This is a genomic window from Marinobacterium alkalitolerans (assembly GCF_017776525.1).
Lineage (GTDB): Bacteria > Pseudomonadota > Gammaproteobacteria > Pseudomonadales > Balneatricaceae > Marinobacterium > Marinobacterium alkalitolerans.
In genome coordinates this window covers 112,784-131,307 of the sequence record NZ_JACVEW010000005.1, presented here as the reverse complement: position 1 = coordinate 131,307, position 18,524 = coordinate 112,784, and the positions used below count along the sequence as shown (strand labels likewise).

12 protein-coding genes are annotated in these 18,524 nt (G+C 59.3%); 4 read left to right on the top strand and 8 right to left on the bottom strand.

Features of this window, described 5'->3' with window-relative positions:
• Positions 1 to 4 precede the first annotated feature (4 nt).
• The 3 genes from H9C73_RS04860 to H9C73_RS04850 all read right to left on the bottom strand — a co-directional run bounded on the left by H9C73_RS04860 (position 5) and on the right by H9C73_RS04850 (position 4,609).
• On the bottom strand, positions 5 to 2,578 hold the full coding sequence (locus H9C73_RS04860) for a diguanylate cyclase (RefSeq protein WP_209286673.1): 2,574 nt from the start codon (positions 2,576 to 2,578) through the stop codon (positions 5 to 7).
• Positions 2,578 to 3,606: a TRAP transporter substrate-binding protein DctP gene (gene dctP / locus H9C73_RS04855; RefSeq protein ID WP_209286672.1), complete on the bottom strand. Its 1,029-nt coding sequence runs from the start codon at positions 3,604 to 3,606 to the stop codon at positions 2,578 to 2,580. Before dctP ends, H9C73_RS04860 begins: the two co-directional genes overlap by 1 nt.
• Before the next feature lie 127 nt (positions 3,607 to 3,733).
• On the bottom strand, positions 3,734 to 4,609 hold the full coding sequence (locus H9C73_RS04850) for a DMT family transporter (RefSeq protein ID WP_209286671.1): 876 nt from the start codon (positions 4,607 to 4,609) through the stop codon (positions 3,734 to 3,736).
• Positions 4,610 to 4,815: 206 nt separating this feature from the next.
• Between H9C73_RS04850 and H9C73_RS04845 the strand changes: the two genes are divergently transcribed.
• A complete protein-coding gene (locus H9C73_RS04845; RefSeq protein ID WP_209286670.1) occupies positions 4,816 to 7,752 on the top strand; it encodes a transporter substrate-binding domain-containing diguanylate cyclase in 2,937 nt (978 codons plus the stop codon).
• A 132-nt stretch (positions 7,753 to 7,884) separates the two neighbouring features.
• Positions 7,885 to 8,052, top strand: a complete 168-nt coding sequence (locus H9C73_RS04840) for a hypothetical protein (RefSeq protein WP_209286669.1) — start codon at positions 7,885 to 7,887, stop codon at positions 8,050 to 8,052.
• A 238-nt stretch (positions 8,053 to 8,290) separates the two neighbouring features.
• On the opposite strand, the gene H9C73_RS04835 is transcribed toward H9C73_RS04840, so the two are convergent.
• The 5 genes from H9C73_RS04835 to alaC form a co-directional block, all read right to left on the bottom strand.
• Positions 8,291 to 8,488 (bottom strand): YjfB family protein, encoded by a 198-nt coding sequence (locus H9C73_RS04835; protein ID WP_209286668.1) that lies wholly within the window; start codon positions 8,486 to 8,488, stop codon positions 8,291 to 8,293.
• A 65-nt stretch (positions 8,489 to 8,553) separates the two neighbouring features.
• On the bottom strand, positions 8,554 to 11,415 hold the full coding sequence (gene rapA, locus H9C73_RS04830; RefSeq protein ID WP_209286667.1) for an RNA polymerase-associated protein RapA: 2,862 nt from the start codon (positions 11,413 to 11,415) through the stop codon (positions 8,554 to 8,556).
• A 72-nt stretch (positions 11,416 to 11,487) separates the two neighbouring features.
• Positions 11,488 to 12,072: a uracil-DNA glycosylase family protein gene (locus H9C73_RS04825; protein ID WP_209286666.1), complete on the bottom strand. Its 585-nt coding sequence runs from the start codon at positions 12,070 to 12,072 to the stop codon at positions 11,488 to 11,490.
• Complete coding sequence (locus H9C73_RS04820) at positions 12,072 to 12,674, bottom strand: GDSL-type esterase/lipase family protein (RefSeq protein ID WP_209286665.1); 603 nt, start codon at positions 12,672 to 12,674, stop codon at positions 12,072 to 12,074. The genes H9C73_RS04825 and H9C73_RS04820 overlap by 1 nt, the downstream gene beginning before the upstream one ends.
• A 65-nt stretch (positions 12,675 to 12,739) precedes the next feature.
• On the bottom strand, positions 12,740 to 13,969 hold the full coding sequence (gene alaC, locus H9C73_RS04815; RefSeq protein WP_209286664.1) for an alanine transaminase: 1,230 nt from the start codon (positions 13,967 to 13,969) through the stop codon (positions 12,740 to 12,742).
• Between the two features lie 263 nt (positions 13,970 to 14,232).
• On the opposite strand from alaC, the gene H9C73_RS04810 reads away from it, so the two are divergent.
• Both H9C73_RS04810 and H9C73_RS04805 read left to right on the top strand, forming a co-directional pair.
• Positions 14,233 to 15,276: an efflux RND transporter periplasmic adaptor subunit gene (locus H9C73_RS04810; protein WP_209286663.1), complete on the top strand. Its 1,044-nt coding sequence runs from the start codon at positions 14,233 to 14,235 to the stop codon at positions 15,274 to 15,276.
• Positions 15,273 to 18,491 (top strand): efflux RND transporter permease subunit, encoded by a 3,219-nt coding sequence (locus H9C73_RS04805; protein WP_209286662.1) that lies wholly within the window; start codon positions 15,273 to 15,275, stop codon positions 18,489 to 18,491. Before H9C73_RS04810 ends, H9C73_RS04805 begins: the two co-directional genes overlap by 4 nt.
• Positions 18,492 to 18,524 lie beyond the last annotated feature (33 nt).

Below are 18,524 nucleotides of genomic sequence, written 5' to 3'. Positions count from 1 at the left end.
CCCCCTAACCCGCCACCACCTGATTACGACCGTTGTTTTTGGCACGGTAGAGCGCGTCGTCCGCTCGCTTGAGCAGCTCGCGCGCCTGGTCTCCCGGCTCAATGGCCGCAACCCCAAAACTGCAGGTACGTTGACCGATCACCGGGAAACGCTCGGCTTCAATCCGCTGGCGCAGATTCTCTGCCAGCTGATATGCTCCTTTTTCATCCGTTTCAGGGCACAAAATCAGGAACTCCTCACCGCCCCATCGGCCAGGGATGTCCGACAACCGTGTATTTTCGCGCATCAGGGCTGCTATTTGCCGCAATACCTGATCACCCACCGCGTGACCACAGGTGTCGTTCACCTGCTTGAAGTGGTCGATATCCAGCATAATGACCGAGCAGCCGTTTCCATAACGTTCGTAGCGGTGTACTTCGCTGTTCAGCAGCTTTTCCACTTGCCCGCGATTAGTCAGACCCGTTAAAGCGTCAGTAATCGACAAACGTTCCAGCTGCTCGTTTTTTTGCTCCAGAATGCGCTGGTGTTCAATCTGTTCGGTCATATCAGAAACCATACCGATATAACCGGCCTCGGCCTGGTCGCCGCCGTCATAACGCCTTGCCGCACAACGGAACCAGCGCACCTCTCCATCCCGCCCGATCATGCGGGTATCACACTGCCAGGCATTGCGCTGGCCGCCAATTACATCCATCCAGCTCTGGAACACGGCATCACGGTCCTCAGGGTGAATCAGGCTCGCCCAGCCCTCACCGGACAACTGCTCATGGTTCAGGCCCAGTGATTCCTCGAAATAACGATTGGCATAGGTATTCCTGCCGGAGGCATCGGACTCGAAGATGCCAATGGGGGCAAAGTCGGCCAGCGCCCTGAAGCGGGCTTCACTGGCTCTCAGCGCCTCTTCCGAGTGCCGGCGCGCTGTAAGATCAGCAAGATTGACGGCGAGGCTTTCAACAACGTGACCGTCCCCCCGAACCGGATTGCTGGAGATACGGCAAAAACGCCGCCCTTTGCCTGCAAAGTCGATCCAGGCCTCAGCGATACAGGGCTCACCGGATAGAGACTGATCCAGAACCGGCTTGATCAGGTCATTAAACTGCTGGCTGCCATAGACCTGCTTCAATGAGCAGCCTTCTACATCCTCTCGTGTAGCGCCCTGATAGCGCAGATACCCGCTATTCACCTGCTGGTGAATATAATCAGAACTCACCAACGCCATCAGCTCATCAGAGGCATTGACGATCTCGCGGTAGCGCAGCAGTCGCTGTTCATATTCACGCTTTTCGGTTACATCCGAACTAATGGCGAAATAGAGCGCAGCGCGCCCATCAATGTCGTGCACCGGGGTAATGAGGGTTTTGTCGATACGCTCCGAGCCATTGCGCATGCGGTTAACGAACTCACCTTCCCAGGCTTCGCCCCGCTCCAGTGATGCCCACAGCGCTTCATAGGTCGCTTCCGGCGTATGGCCCGACGCCAGCACGGCGGGTTTCTGGCCCAACAGCTCATCCCGAGACCAGCCGGAGCGACTTACATAAGCTGCATTCACATAGAGGATGTGGCAGTTGAGGTCGGTAATCGCGATCGGTGACGGGATCTGCTCAATGGCCTGATACAGGTGAGTCAGGTCATTGGCGACTTTGCGCTCCCGGATCAGACTGTCGCGCCAGCGCTTGAGAAAAAACATCGCCACCAGCGACAGTAGCCCCAGGCTGCCACTGGCACTCAGCGCCAGCTGCTTCCAGCTTGCCAGTACATCGCTGCGCTTGATGGCAGCAATCGCCCGCACGGGTTGCTGTCCGAGCTGTCGTATCGCAAACAGGTAGCGCTCCCCTTCGACCAGACGTGTACCAAAGGCCCTGAAGGCATCCAGCTCTACCAGACCTGCCAGCGCCTGCTTCAGTTTCGACTGATCATCGGACAGCCCCATTCCGGTTACCTGCCGGGCCTGATTGTCCTGATCCACCAGGAACAGATGCTGATTGCCGTAGGCATCTCCGCGCTCAAGCTCGGCTTCGATTCCTTCAGGCTCTACGGTCGCAACCAATGCACCCTGAACCTTGCCACGGGCATCCACCACAAGCCTTGCAGACGCCAGATAGCCCTGCATAAAGCCCATGAACGCACGTGTTCGATTGTCCATCGCCTGCTGCACCCAAGGGGGGGCCGGTTGCGCCGGGCTGCCGATGACACCGGCACTGGTCAGCAACTGCCCTGATCGGTCGAATAGCCTGAGACCGGCCAGCTCAGGTGATCGCATGATCGAACGCAGCAGCAAGGGCCTGAAAGCAGGTTGCTCGGCCAGAATGTCCGGGCGCGTCTCCAGTGACTGCACCGCATGGCTCAGGGTGCTGTCGGCGGAAATGAAGGCAATATCCACCGCGCTCGCATAGGCCCGCAGCTGAGTCTGCAAACGCTCACCGGCGCTGTCGAGCGTATGCCTGTAGTCTCGATAGAGTACCCATGCCAACAGGCTGGCCACCAGCATTAACAATATCAGTGCAAGCGTGATCACGGAGTGCCCCCGCTTGCCCATTTTCTGTACTGACGCGATAAAACGCGGCTTTTCCGTTTCCATCAATGTTCCAGTACTGCTTCAGCTCGTCGCACCAGCTCAGGATCAACCCCCATCCGGCTGATCATGTCGTCTTCGTGTTGTCTGGCAACGGTACGCCAGTGCTTTAACGCAGGCGCATCGGCGGTATCGATCTGAATGCCCTCTGCCAGCAAGGCAGCCTTGGCCTCAGCCTGCGCCTGGGCTGCTTCAGCGCGCTGGTCATCCACCACTCGATCCCAGGTAGTCTGCATCAGCCGCTTGAGCTCATCCGGCAAGCGCGCCCAGAAATCCGCGTTCACCAGAGGAACGTACTGGGCGAAATACTGGCGATCCTCAAAGCTGAACCGAACTCCGTTGCGCCACAAGCCGGCACTGCGCACCGTCTCATGCGTCGTTAATACGCCGGTCACCTGCCCGTTCCCCAGTGCATCCGGCAGATCAGGCCAGGCGACAATTACGGGGTCAGCACCGAACGCCTGCAGCCGTGACCGGTTGGCTATGCCACCGGGAATCCGAATACGTCGCCCTGCCAGGGCTTCATGGCGCTGCACCGGCTGGTCCGTAAAATAGAGGTGTGCATGACCGAGATCCAGCCAGCGCCCCAGGACCTTGAGCCCCAGATCCTGACCGATACCGGCACTGATACTGGCCCCCACCTCACCATCACGGACCCGGTAGTTTTCCTGCGCAGAGCGTCCATAAAACAGCGGTAACATGTAAAGCCCTACGTCGGGTACGTACCGATCAAGTTGCCACATGCCCGGCACGGCCATTTCCACCTTGCCGGTCGTCAAGGCTGCAATCACGTCACGGTCCCTGAACAGGCGCGCACTGTGGTTGAAATCAACGTCAATTTGCCCGTCACTGGCCTGCTCAAGCTCGCGGGCAAAGCGCTCTATCGCACGGGTCTGAACATGCTCGGCGGTATTTTCCGTTGATATGCGCAGTACATGAGCTGGCTCGGCGCGAAGGGAGGCTGCGTAGAGTCCAGCCAGTGCTATCAGGGTCAGCCAGAGTAGCTGAGCCAAAGGGTTTGAGGGGGCGGACATGTCTAACTCCAACAGTGTCTTGGTTGTGCCAGGCGGAAATAGACGCTTACAGATATAGTGTCCTCCAAAAAAGACACTCTTTCATTGATATGAGTAGGCTGGCGTCACGATATACACCTGTAAAACTCTATGCCAGCACCACGCACACGGCCCCCACCACAATCAGAGCCAGTCCCGCCAGGTCGCGCAGGCTCAGCTGCTCCTTGAACCAGCGTGCCGATATCAGCAGCGTAAAGAGCACCTCAACCTGGCCCAGCGTCTTGACCAAAGCCACCGTCTCAAGACTCATGGCGGTAAACCAGCCCAGTGAGCCGAGGCAACTCAAAACAGAGATCCTCAGCACCTGTCCGGGGCGTGCCAGCAGTGCTTTCAACGTATCCGGCTCACGCCAGGCAACCCAGCCACCCAACACTATCGCTTGGGTCATCAGGACCAACAGCAGTACCCAGGCTGCACCATGCGGAAAGGGAAGCCCCAGTACCAGACTGGCCTCACGTACCCAGAGGGTGGTCAAGGCAAAGGCCAGGCCACTGCCCAGCCCTATCAACAAGGTATCCAGTGATGCGGCCTTCAGGCTTTTGGGATTGGTCATCAACCAGAATGCCAGTGCGCCGATGATGACGCCCACCCAGGCCGTGGCATTCAGTGCGGCGCCAAAGAACAGTGCCCCCAGAATCGCGGCAATGACAGCTTCACTCTTCACCAGCCCCACGCCGATGGCGTAATTACGCTTGCGGAACAGCACCACCATCAAGGCGGTCGCCAGAATCTGTGCCAGTGCAGCCAGCAATACGAGCCCGACAAACGTGATGCTCAGCTGGGGAGCAGCGGCAGGCTTGAACAGATACAGCAAAGCCAGGTAAATCGCAGCGACAGGCGGTGCATAGATGAAACGGGACAGCGTTACCCCGGCCGTGCTGACCTCTTTGCTAAGCTGGTTTTGAAACGCATTGCGCCATGCCTGCATGAAAGCAGCCATCAGCGTGAAGGGTATCCAAAGCATGGGCGGCTCTGTCTGTGTGCTGAAGGGCTGCGCATTCTAACAGCAAATGACGTGATCAGCTTCTGTGCGGGAGAAAAGCGCGCTGTTTTGCAGATCGGACTTCACTGAGGCGTACAAGCTGGACTATTCTTGAACGAGTTCTAAAGTATGCCCAGTGGGAAGCCCCCGCCCGGACATTACTGGCAGCCCCGAACAAGGAAGATTGTGTGACAGCCACCCTGCGTTGGATTTTGCCTTTTCTCTGTTTTGCCCTGTTGTGGGCATCTGCCGCTCGATCCGTCGAGCTGACGCCCGAAGAACGTGCCCTGACCGAAGAGGGGCAGGTGATCGAAGTCGCCGTGATGTATGACTTCGTGCCCTTTTCGTTCGTCGAGGGCGGCACCCACAAGGGCTTTGTCGCTGACCTGTTACGCCTGATCGAGCAGAAAACGGGGGTTACGCTCAAGGCCCGCATTGGCGAATGGGGCGATAACCTGAACCGGCTGCGCCAACGCCAGATTGACGCCATTGCCGATATTTCATTCAAGCCCGAACGCACCTCGTTTACGCTCTACACAACGCCCTACTACGAAATCCCCACAGCCGTCTTCACGGACAAGCGCTTTGGCGAATACCGCAACCTGGCCGACCTCTCCGGCAAGCATGTGGGCGTGTTGCGCGATATTTTCTATCTCAGGGAGTTGAGTCGCCACGAAGATATTCGCATCAGTACCTATGACGACTATGAGCAGCTGACCCATGCACTCGCCTTTGGTGAAATCGACGCTGCCATCCAGAACCTGACCTCCGGCTACTACTACGTCACCCAGAACGCCTACACCAATGTGAAACTGGCCGGCGAGTTTACCCTGGAAACCGTGGGCCGCGAGGATCTGCGCTTTGGCGTGCGAGTGGACCGACCGGCCATTCAATCACTGCTGCAGAAGGGCCTGGACAGTATCACACCGGCCGAGTGGCAGCAGTTGAAGGATCGCTGGATCAGCATGGCCACCGGTCGCATGACAGACCAGCACTCGACCATCGAGCTCACGATGGAAGAGCGTGAGTTTGTCAAGAACAACCCGGTTATCCGCGTCCACAACGAAAGCAATTTTGAACCCTACAGCTTTTATGAAAATGATCAGCCACAGGGGCACTCGATCGACTTCATGCGCCTGCTGGCGCAAAAAGCCGGGCTGAAAGTGCGCTTCGTGTCGGAGCGCAGCTGGCACGATTACCTGCAAATGATGCGCAGCGGCCAACTGGATGTGATGACCAACATCGTCTACAGCGACCAGCGTGCTGAATACATGCTGTTTACGGCCCCCTACTTGCGCCTGGCTCAGGGGATCTACCGTCGTCAGGGTACACCGGCCATCGATTCGCTCGAGCAACTTCAAAACAGCACGCTGGCACTGCCCAAGGGCTTTTTCACCTACGATCAGCTCAGCAGCGATGAAAAGTTCTCGGTACTGCCGGCACGTGACAGCCTTGAGTCACTGATGATGGTCAGTACCGGGGAGGCGGACGCTACGATCGAAATCATGAGCGTGGCCGAACACCTGCTGCAGAAATATGCCGTGCCCGGTGTCACCGGGGCCAACCCGCATCAGCTTATCGCTTCGGAGCCCCTCTCGCTGCGCCTTGCCGTTAATCAGAACAAGCCCCTGCTGAGACAGATTCTGCAGAAAGCGATGGATAGCCTGAGCGAGCAGGAAAAACGCCAACTGCAGTTCAAATGGACCGGCAACGGGGCGGAAAACAGCCAGTACCTGCACCTTACCGGCAATGAACTGGCATGGCTGGAGTCCCGTGCTGCCATCAGGGTCTGTACCACACGTAACCGCCTGCCCTACGAACAGACCACCGATCAGGGCGACCACTTTGGCGCCTTTGCGGATCTGCTCGATATCATCCGCCATAACGCAGGCATAAGTGTACGCCTGGTGCCGGTCAACCATTTCCGCGAGGCCCTGCAAACCCTGAACAACGGCGGCTGTGACCTGATCTCGCGTGCGCCGCCCGGGCTGGAGCTGCCCTACCTCAGCCTGAGTCAGCCGCTGCTGGACAGCACCCTCGTCATCGCGACCGGGCTCGATGAAATCTACGTCAATGATTTTTCTCAGCTGCACACCCGCACACTGGCCGTGATGGAAGGCAGCCATGTGCAGGTTTTCCTTGAACGCCACCACCCCGAGCTCAACCTGAGACTGTACCCGGATGCCAGCAATGCGATGGATGCCGTCGCGAGTGGGCAGGCCTTTGGCCTGATCGATACCCTGCCGGCCATCAGCCGCATGATCGTCAGCCGTCACCGGACCGATATCAAGATATCCGGCGAACTGGTCCCGGATTATCCGGCCGTGCTGGCGACGCGTCAGGAAGATGCCATGCTGTTGCAGATCATGAACAAGGCGATTCAGTCCATCAGCGCCGAGCAGTTTGAAACCGTTTCCAACCAGTGGCTGCAGGCCCCTGTGCTCGCTGAGCCGCCTGACTACCGCCTGATCACCCAGGCTGCCGTTGCCACCAGCCTGCTGGTCGCACTGATTCTGATCTGGAACCGGAAACTCTCCAAACTCAATGCTCGCATACGGGAAAGCCGCAATCAGCTGGTGGAAGCGCATGAAGAGCTGAAGATGAAAAACCGCATGCTCGAGCAGCTGTCCACCACCGACCGGCTGACGCGGCTGAAAAACCGCTTGCATCTGGAGCGCGTGTTCGAACAACAGCTCTTGATCGCCGAACAGGTCGAGGCCTACAGCTTCAGTCTTCTGCTGATCGATATCGATTACTTCAAGCGCATCAACGACCGTTTTGGGCACCACCGGGGCGATGCGGTATTGATCGACTTTGCTGCGGTACTCAAGGGAACCAGTCGCGAGCAGGATATTATTGCGCGCTGGGGCGGCGAGGAGTTCATGCTGGTCTGCCCGGACACCCGCCTGGGAGATGCCGTGGCGCATGCCCAGACTCTGCTCTATGCCATACAGCAACACCGCTTTGCCGAAGTGGGCTATTGCACGGCCAGTATCGGTGTCGCCAGCTGGGAGCCGGGGGATACCTATCAGAGCCTCTGCCGGCGCGCGGATCAGGCCCTGTATGAAGCCAAGCGCACCGGACGCAACCGGGTCTGCCAACAGCCGGCACATGAGGGCGGCTGAGGCTTTGCCCTTTTCACGGGTGACTGCTAGCTTGTTTTGTATAGACATTAGTGCCACAGGTGCAGAGTACACATTTGCCCGACTCGGGTTTTGCATTATGCTGGAGCCTCCTTCACTGGTGGGAGCCCCGGGGTGAGCGGCAAGAAAAAGGCGAAAGCCAAGAACAGTCAGCTTGTGATCAGGATCAACAAGGAAGATCGTGATCAGTTTGTTGCACTCTGTGACGAGCTGGATACCAGCGCCGCACGTGAAATTAGGCGCTTTATTCGAACCTTTGTCGAACATCACAAAGGTGATTAACTGCCCGCTCGGGCCCCTGACCATTGGAGAGAACCGTGGCTAAAAAAACAAAAACCAAAGACGTGAAAAAGCAGATCAAGGCACGCAAGGCCAAAATTGCCAAGCATGAGTCCAAACTGAAAAAACTGAAGAAGCTTTTGAAAAAGTCCTGATATCAAGCTCATCGCAGTGACACAAAAAAGGCCGAACAGTCATCCTGTTCGGCCTTTTTTGAATCTTGCGTGTACTCAGGTTCTGGTTAGACCCGTATATCGATGGTCTGGCCCAAGGGGCTGGACGGATCAGGCGCCGAAACCGGGGCTGCGCTATCGATCAGCTGCAGTGCCATTTCGCCGGTTTTCTCAATCTGATCCTTGACCATACTGCTGACCTTGGTCGCGTGGTCAACCTGAGTCTGGTACTGACTCATGCTGGTGCTCAGTGAAGCAACATCCATCACAGGCTCCTGTTTAATGGTTGTACAATCACGTTAACCCGGCTTGCGTCAGATGTCATCTCAAATTATTCACGTACCAGAATCACACGAATCGCATCCAGCCTCAGCTCCGCCCCCATGAGAGCATCACGCATCGCCCTGGTTTCAGTGCGGAAAGTCTCCAGCTCCTCAGGCTTGACCAGCGGATTACGGGCCGCCAGAGATTCAAGGCGTTCATATTCGCGCCCGCGCTCACTCTCCAGTTGCGCCACTGCCTCGTCACGCAGTTTGGCAAGCGTGCCATCCGCGGCTGCCTGGCCCGCCTTCAACTGCTCGACAATCTGTTCCCGCGCCAGACGTACCATCTTCTGGCCCGTTGCGCGGCTGACTGTCTGCAGCAGCTTGTTCAGCGGTTCGTGGCCCAGCGCACCGGACAGGTCACGTCCTTCAGGGTCGAGCAACTGGCGCACACTGGCCGCCGGAATGTAACGCTCCAGCTGCAGGTATCGCGGTGCTGCGCAATTGAGTTCATACACCAGTTCCAGCAGCAGAGTACCGGCTTGCAGTGGCGGCAGCTTGAGAGTACAGACCGTACAGTTGCCCAGCTCCCCCTGAGTGATCAACTCCATGGCACCGGTCAGCAGCGGGTGTTCCCAGCTCATGAACTGGATGTCCTCACGGGCCAGAGCCCGTTCACGGCTGAACGTCAGTGTCACACCTTCATCCGGCAGACCCGGCAACTGGCACAGCATGTGTTCGCCCGGATGCAGCACCAGCCCATCCGGTCCATGCGGTTGAATATCCACGCCAAAACGGTCAAACAGTTTCTCGGCAAAGGCCTGCAAATGCTGGCTGCTTTCGGTGTCTGTCACCTGCTCCAGCAGTGCATGAGCCTTGACCGGGTGGCAACTGCTGATCTCCAGCAGGCGATCACGGCCACGGGACAGGTCCAGCTCCAGGTTCTCACGTTCATGGCGTGTATCGGCAATCAGAGCCTCCAGCAGCGCTTCCTCTTCCGGCTGACGCAGACACTCCAGCAGACGCGGTGCGAACTTGCGGTACAGGGTATCGCCCACGGCACAGACACGGCTGAACGCATCCAGCCCCTCGTCGTACCAGCGCAGCAAGACTTCGGAGGTGCCACCCTCGTATACCGGCGCATGGATCACGACCTGCTCACGCTGTCCGATACGGTCCAGTCGACCAATACGCTGCTCGAGCAGATCCGGAGTCAGTGGCAGATCAAACAGCACCAGATGATGGGCAAACTGGAAGTTGCGCCCTTCACTGCCGATCTCGGAGCAGACCAGTACCTGCGCACCCAGCTCTTCTTCCGCAAAGTAAGCGGCCGCCCGGTCACGGTTCACCAGGCTCATGCCTTCATGGAACACCGCCGATCGAATGCCTTCCCGCAGGTTCAGGTGGTCTTCCAGGGCTACTGCGGTCGCCGCATGCGCACAGATCACCAGCACTTTTTCACTGCGGTTTTCCTTAAGCCAATCCACCAGCCATTCCACGCGGGTGTCTGCCTCAATCCAGTCGTCCCCGATGATCTTCTCAGGGTGCAGCCAGGCTTCCGGCGGCAGCTCTTCATCAAACAGTGCCAGCTCTGGCGGCATTTCGAGCGGTTCCTGCTGCAGGACGCGTTCAGGGAAGCCGGCCACGGTGTCGCGCGTATTACGGAACAGCACGCGCCCCGTTCCCTGCAGGTCGACCAGTCGACGGATGAGTTCATCCAGCGCTTCGGGCTGCTGCTCCTGCGGCAGTCTAAGCCAGGTCTCAAGTGCATCGTCGCCGAGATAGTCCCGCAGGGCTGATTGCAGTTGAGCATCAGCGGCAAGACGCTCCACCCCGGACTCTTCAAGCAGCGGCTCGATCAGGTGGTTGAGCTGCATGTAGCGCTGCTCTTCCTCGAGGAACTGCTGCAGATCGGGATAGCGCGCCGGATCCAGCAGGCGCAGGCGGGCGAAATGGCCTTCCGGCCCCAGCTGTTCCGGCGTCGCGGTCAGCAACAGGACGCCCGGGGTATGCTCGGCCAGTGACTCGATGCAACGATACGCATGGCTGGGGGCTTCTTCGCTCCAGCCCAGATGATGCGCCTCGTCTACCACCAGAATATCCCAGCCGGCCGCCTCAGCCTGGGCCTGACGCTGGTCCGAGCGAGTCAACAGTGACAGCGGGCAGATCACCAGCTGGCTGCTGTCGAACGGGTTTTCGTGGCCGCTCTCTTCAATATCAATACAGCGCGCCTCATCCAGTACCGTGAAGCGCAGGTTAAAGCGACGCAGCATCTCGACCAGCCACTGGTGTACCAGTGTATCCGGCACCACCACGAGCACGCGGCTGGCACGGCCACTGGTCAGCCGCTGATGCAGCACCAGCCCCGCCTCAATGGTTTTGCCCAAGCCGACCTCATCGGCCAGCAAGGCACGTGGCGCGGAGCGCTGGCTCAGTTCACTGGCAATATAGAACTGGTGTGGCAACAGCTGCACGCGCGCGCCCAGCAGACCATAGGCGTCGGAGCCGTGCACCCGATGCTGATGCTCCAGTGCCGCGACACGCAGCTTGAACAAGCTGTTACGGTCAAGCTGCCCGGCAAAAAGGCGTTCCTGAGGACGGCTGAAGTGTACCGCGCTGTCCAGTTCCAGCTCGGGCAAGATCACCTCTTCACCGGACTCATCCACACCGCGATAGATGAAACACTGGTTGTGCTCGATCCGCTCAACCACTTCCATTTCGTCACCCAGCAGGTTACACACCCGGTCACCCGGCTCGTAGGCCACCCGACTCAAGGGGGCGTTATCGGCGGCATAGGTACGGGTTTCCTCGGCAGCCGGGAAACGAATCTCCACCCGCCGATTGGCAAACTCTACGACGATTCCAAGGCCCAGTTCGGCCTCACTGTTACTGATCCAACGTTGTCCGGGTACGAATGGCGTTTGTGACAAAATGTAACTCCCCTAAATTCAGGGCGGCAATTTTAGGCGTTCAGTCGACAAGACTCAAAGCCCTACCGGCATTTACATCCAATAAACCTGTCGCAAGGCATCAATACGTGCTTGCAGGCGCGGCAACACGTCCTGTTCAAACCAGGGGTTGCGTTTTAACCAGAGGTTATTGCGTGGACTGGGATGGGGCAAGGGTATGCGGTTGTCGCCGGAGTCTGGCCATCCCTTGACCCGCTCGCTCAGCGTGTGCGCCTTGCCCAGATGCCACTCCTGCGCATAGCGGCCAACCAGCAGGGTCAGCTCGATATCCGGCAGCTCGGCCAACAGGCGCTCACGCCAGGCACTCGCGCACTCGGGTCGAGGCGGATTATCCCCGGAGCGTCCACGCCCGGGGTAACAAAACCCCATCGGAATGATGGCGGCTTTTGCCGGGTCGTAAAACTCCTCAGGCCTCATGCCCAGCCACTCCCGCAAGCGATCACCACTCGGGTCATTGAAGGGAATGCCGGTCTCATGCACTTTCAGCCCCGGTGCCTGTCCCACAATCAATAACCGCGCCCGTGCATCAGCCTGCAGCACGGGCCGCGGCCCAAGCGGCAAATGCTCGGCACACAACCGGCAATGACGAATTTCATCCAGTAACGGGATCAACGCCATCAAAGCGCCCCTTCATCTCTGAGCACCGCGTGAACACCCTCTGCCAGAGCCCGGTAACCCGCCGCATTAAGGTGAACGGCATCCGATTTCATAGCCGGATCGCGCAAGAGTTCCGCCAGCAACTCATCAATCAGAACCAGATCATGCTGCTCTGCCAGTTCTTCGTAGAAAGGGGCCGCATCCGAAAACAGCTTTTTCTCGGGGACCGCGATCAGTACGACCTGTGCCCCTCGGGATTGAGCCATTCCGATCATGGCATCCAGGTTGGCCTTGAGCTCTGTCAGAGGACGGTTGCGCAGGATGTCATTGCCGCCATGCAGCAGTATCAGCAGATCAGGGCGTACCCTGCGCAGTTCCTGTGCCAGCCTTGGGGCTCCCTGTTCACTGACCTCTCCGGGCACACCGGACGAAATGACGTTGAGCTGTGTGAGATCAGCCAGCACCTCAGGGTAGCTATACCCCTCTTCTGAGCCGACCCCGGCGGTCAGGCTGTCCCCAAAGGCCAGGATGATGGCATCTGTCTCCAGCCGGTCCAGACGTTCGTTGCTGCAGCCAGCCAGAGCCATAAGGCTCACACACAGGAGCACACTCAATCTGTACATGGTTTCACTCCTCATGCCCGGCTGGCACAAATGAAAAACCGCTGCCAGGCAGCGGTTTTCAGGGCTTAGCGCCGTGCCGGGGCATCCAGCAGGCCATCCTGGCGGAACATCGACTTGATGCCCCGCACGGCCTGACGTATTCGATCCTTGTTTTCTATCAAGGCAAAGCGAACGTAATCATCGCCATAATCACCAAAACCGATACCGGGCGACACACAGACCTTGGCATCGGCCAGCAGCTTCTTGGAAAACTCCAGCGACCCCATGTCGCGATAGGCGTCCGGAATTTTGGCCCACACGTACATGGACGCCTTGGGGATATCAACCATCCAGCCCGCTTCATGCAACCCTTTTACCAGCACGTTGCGGCGTTGACGGTACTGCTCAGCGATATCGCGCACACACTGCTGATCACCTTCCAGTGCTGCTATTGCCGCCACCTGGAGCGGCGTAAAAGTCCCGTAGTCATGATAGCTCTTGATGCGCGCCAGCGCGTGCACCAGCTCCTTGTTGCCCACCATGAAGCCGATGCGCCAGCCTGCCATGTTGTAGCTTTTGGACAGAGTAAAGAACTCAACCGCCACATCCTTGGCACCGGGAACCTGCATGATGGAGGGCGCGGTCCAGCCATCGTAGACGATATCGGCATAGGCCAGATCGTGCACCACGATGATGTCATGCTGCTTGGCCAGGGCGACAACCCGCTCGAAGAAGTCGAGCTCTACACACTGTGCCGTGGGGTTGGAGGGGAACCCCAGAATGATCATCTTCGGCTTGGGAATGGACTCGCGAATGGCGCGTTCCAGCTCGACAAAGAAGTCCACCCCCGGCACCAGCGGCACCGAGCGGACCTGGGCACCGGCAATCACGGCTCCGTAGATATGGATCGGGTAACTGGGGTTGGGTACCAGCACGGTATCACCATGGTCCAGCGTGGCCAGCATCAGGTGCGCCAGCCCTTCCTTGGAGCCGATGGTCACTATGGCTTCGTCTTCCGGGTCGATATCAACCTGGTAGCGCTCGTCATACCAGCGCGAGATGGCGCGACGCAGGCGTGGAATGCCACGTGAGGTGGAATAGCCGTGGGTATCGCCGCGCTGCGCAACGGTGCAGAGCTTTTCGACAATGTGTGGCGGCGTGGCACCGTCCGGGTTGCCCATGCTGAAGTCGATAATGTCCTCGCCCCGTCGGCGCGCGGCCATTTTCAGTTCAGCCGTGATGTTGAAAACGTAGGGGGGAAGACGGTCGATACGGGAGAAGTGGCGTACGGATCGCACACCTGAAGTGTCTGTCATGTAAACCTCGATAATACGTCAGCGCCCGGAACCGTCCGAGCGACGCTGGCCATGACCTTCATGACCATACATCGAGCCTAACGGCAAATGGTTTCATGCGCCAGTCTCAATTCGTGCTTTTTTGCCGGCCAACGGATACCCGCCTGCCAGGCACTATACTGAAGCCATGGCTCCGAACCCTGCCCGTCGGTTGACCGGACTCGGATATTATATGAACATGAACTAATATTCTGACACGCACGCGTCCCAAGGAGCGGCCCACCATGACTCTGTTGCGTTCCCTGCCTCTGCTATTGGCCCTGTCTACCGGCGCGTTTGCCGCTGAAACCTCACCGCCTTCCCATCTGGTGGTGGAGCGCCAGACGCTGGAAGAACACCTGCTGCTGGATGGCGTTATCGAAGCCGTTCAACAAAGCACCGTCTCGGCCCAGACCAGCGGACGCGTCACCGCCCTGCCGTTTGATGTGGACGACTCCGTTCCCGCCGGCGCACTGATCGTGCAACTGGAGGATAGTGAGCAGCAGGCTCGCTTCAGCCAGGCACAGGCCGGGCTGCGTGAGGCACAGGCCGGACTCACGGATGCCCGGCAGCAGTTCAGTCGCATTCAGTCGCTGCATGAGCGCAAGCTGGTGGCCAATCAGGCGCTGGATCAGGCGCGCAACCAGCTCAATGCGGCAGAAGCCCGTCTGGCAAGAGCCGAAGCGGCGCTTGCTGAAGCCCGGAAACAGCTCGACTACACCCGCATCACGGCACCCTATGGCGGTATTCTGGTGGAGCGCCATGTCGAGCTGGGCGAAAGCGTTAACCCCGGCCAGCCCTTACTGACCGGCTTGTCACTGGAACACCTGCGCGTCGTGGTCGACCTGCCCCAGCAGTATGCCGGCCTCGCCCGCGAGCAGCGCCGTGCCCGTGTGACGCTGCCCAACGGCAGCGAGCTTGAAACCGGCGATATGACCTTTTACCCCTACGCCGATCCCGCCACGCATACCTTTCGCCTGCGCATGCCGCTGACCGAGCCTGACGGGCAGCTTTATCCCGGCATGCTGGTAAAGGTCAGCGTGCCCGTAGGACATCATGATGCGATCTGGATCCCGGCTGAAGCGGTGCTGCACCGAAGTGAGCTGCGTGCCGTTTTCGTGCTCGACACGGATGATCATCCGCGCTTGCGCCAGGTGCGTTTGGGCGTGCGAAACGGTGATCAGGTTGAAGTACTGGCCGGACTCAAGGCCGGTGAACGCATTGTCTCCCGCCCCCTGACGCTGAGTGGTGCTGCTGAACTGGAGCCGACCGAGGAGACCGCACAGTGAGCCATTCCCTGCCGCCGGTTGGTCCTTCAGGCGCGATCGCGCGCGTGTTTCAGGATTCCAAACTGACCCCACTGCTCACCTTCATCGCCATTTTGGTCGGCATTCTGGTTTTGGTGTTCACCCCCAAGGAAGAAGAACCCCAGATCGATGTCACCCTGGCCGATATCATGGTGGCGCTGCCGGGCGCCAGCGTCACGGAAGTAGAAAGCGTACTGGCGACACCTGCCGAGCAGGTGATGAGCGAAATCGAGGGGGTCAAACACGTCTACTCCGTCTCCCGCCAGGGCATGGCGGTCATCACGGTGCAGTTTAAAGTCGGGGTGACGCGTCAGGAGGCACTGGTGCGCCTGTACAACCAGGTGTATTCAAATCAGGACTGGCTGCCGGCTGATCTCGGTGCCACCCGGCCCTTGATCAAGCCACGCAGCATTGACGACGTGCCGATCATGTCGCTGACCCTGTACGATCCCCAGCAGCGCTACGCCGGCACCGAGCTGACGCGCACGGCCCACATGCTGGAGGTGGCGCTCAAACGTATTCCGGGTACGCGTGACATCTATACGCTGGGTGGCGTACCCGATCGGGTTGATATCCGTTTCGACCCGGCCCTGCTGGCCGGTTACGGCCTGACGCTGGAGGATATCCGCCAGGCGCTGGCGGCCGCAAACAGCAGCTCACAGGGCCTGCGTACGACCCGTAACGGCTTGTCCGTGCCGGTTCAGGCAGGCCAGCTGCTGGAACGGATTGATGACGTACGCAACCTGGTGGTGGGCATGCATCAGGGGGCTGCCGTGTTCATGCGTGATGTGGGCGATGTCAGTCGCGGTGAAACGGTTCCGGATCAGAGCGTGATGCTGGGCTTTGGACCGGGCAAGGCGAACGACCGCCCCGGTCAGGTGGGTGACGTCTACCCGGCCGTGACGCTGGCCATTGCCAAGCAGCCCGGCGAGAACGCCATCAACATCACCACGGCTATCGAGGAACGACTGGAGCGGCTGCGCAACCGCGCTCTGCCCGAAGGCATCGAGCTGGTGGTGACCCGCAATTACGGTGAGACCGCATCCGACAAGGCCAAAAAACTGATTTCAGACCTGATCTCGGCCACCGTCTGCGTGGTGCTACTGGTACTGGCGGCCATGGGCTGGCGTCAGGCCACCATCGTGGGCGTCGCCGTGCTGGTAACCCTGCTACTCACACTGGTGTTTTCCTGGGCCTGGGGCTTCACCCTGAACCGTGTCTCCCTGTTTGCGCTGATCTTCTCGATCGGCATTCTGGTCGATGACGGCATCGTTATTACCGAAAACATCAACCGCCGCATCCAGAACTCCACCCACAGAATCCGTGACATCATCCCGGTGGCGGTCGACGAGGTGGGAACGCCCACCATTATGGCCAGCCTGACCATCATGGCGGCGCTGATTCCGATGGCGTTCGTGACCGGCCTGATGGGGCCCTACATGAGCCCGATCCCGATAAACGCCTCTGCCGGCATGGTGCTGTCACAGGTCGTTGCATTTGTAGTCGCCCCCTGGCTGGCCATGCGACTGCTCAGTCATCGCAAGGGAGAGGTACAGGAAACCGGCAGCTCGGCCGATGGTGTCAGCCCGCTGTCACTCAAGGTCTTTCGCGCTCTGCTGGGGCCCTTTCTTGACGACCATCACTGGCGGCGCCGACTCCTGGGACTGGGCGTGGTCGGCCTGATGCTGCTGTCGCTGGCATTGCCGGTGTATCAGTTCGTCATTCTGAAAATGCTGCCGTTCGACAACAAGTCGGAGCTTCAGGTGGTGGTGGACATGCCCGAGTCGACGCCGATGGAAGAAACCCAGCGTCTGCTGCTTGCACTGGGTGCCCACCTGGAAACCGTGCCCGAAGTAGCCAACTGGCAAAGCTACGCCGGCACGGCCTCGCCGATCAACTTTAACGGACTGGTACGTCAGTATTACCTCCGCTCCGATCCCTGGCAGGGCGACCTGCAAGTGAATCTGGTGGCGGATGAGGCGCGCGAGCAACAGTCACACCATATCGCGACCGCTCTGCGGGGCCCGCTGCAGGCCATTGCAGAACCCTTTGGTGCCTCGGTCAAAATGGTAGAAGTCCCGCCCGGCCCACCGGTACTGTCACCGGTGGTCGCGGAGGTCTATGCGGCTGACGAACCCCGCCGCACGGCGCTGGCCCGAATGGTGGCCGACCAGATGCAGCAGGTCGAAGGGCTGGTTGATATCGACACCACGCTCGAAGCCCCCGTCACTCAGTGGCATGTGGTCGTGGACCGTGCCCGCGCCGCCCGCTATGGCATTGCGCAGGGCCAGGTGGTGCAGGCGCTGCAGGTTGCACTGGGCGGCAGCACACAGAGCTACCTGCATGATGAGCATGCCAAATACCCGGTTCCGATTCGGGTCATGCTCAATGAAGGTGACAAGGCACAGGCGGCGGCACTCCTGTCACTGCAGGTGCGTAACCGTGAAGGGCAACTGATTCCGCTGGCCAGCGTTGCACGCATCGAGCCGGCCGATTGGCCGGGGGCGCGTTATCACAAGGATCTGCTGCCGGTTACCTACGTGACCGCCGATATGGCCGGTGCAATCGATTCTCCTCTCTACGGCATGTTTGCCATGGTTGAGCGGCTGAACGGACTCGACTCGGCTCCCGAGCAGTTCTTTATTCAGCAGCCCCCGTTACCGGAACTCGGCACCCTGAAGTGGGATGGCGAGTGGCAGATCACCTATGAAACCTTCCGCGATATGGGGATGGCCTACAGCGTGGGGGTGTTCATGATCTTTCTGCTGCTGGTCGCTCAGTTCCGCTCCTACCTGCTGCCGCTGGTGATCATGGCGCCGATTCCGCTCACGCTGATCGGCATCCTGCCGGGGCATGCATTGCTGGGGCGTGAATTCACGGCCACCAGCATGATCGGCATGATCGCACTGGCCGGCATTATCGTGCGCAATTCCATTCTGCTGGTGGTCTTTATTCGCCAACTGCTGGAAGAAGGCATGTCACTGGAAGAATCGGTTGTGCTGGCCGGTGCCGTGCGGGTCAAGCCCATCGCCCTGACCGCGATATCGGCCATGGTCGGCGCCTATTTCATCCTGAGTGACCCGATCTTCAATGGCCTGGCGATTTCACTGGTGTTCGGGCTCGCCATGTCGACGTTGTTGACCATTCTGGTGGTCCCCCTGCTCTATTACACGCTGGCGCGCTGTCGCTGGCTGTGATTGACCCGGCACAACCGCAGGTTAAGATGGATG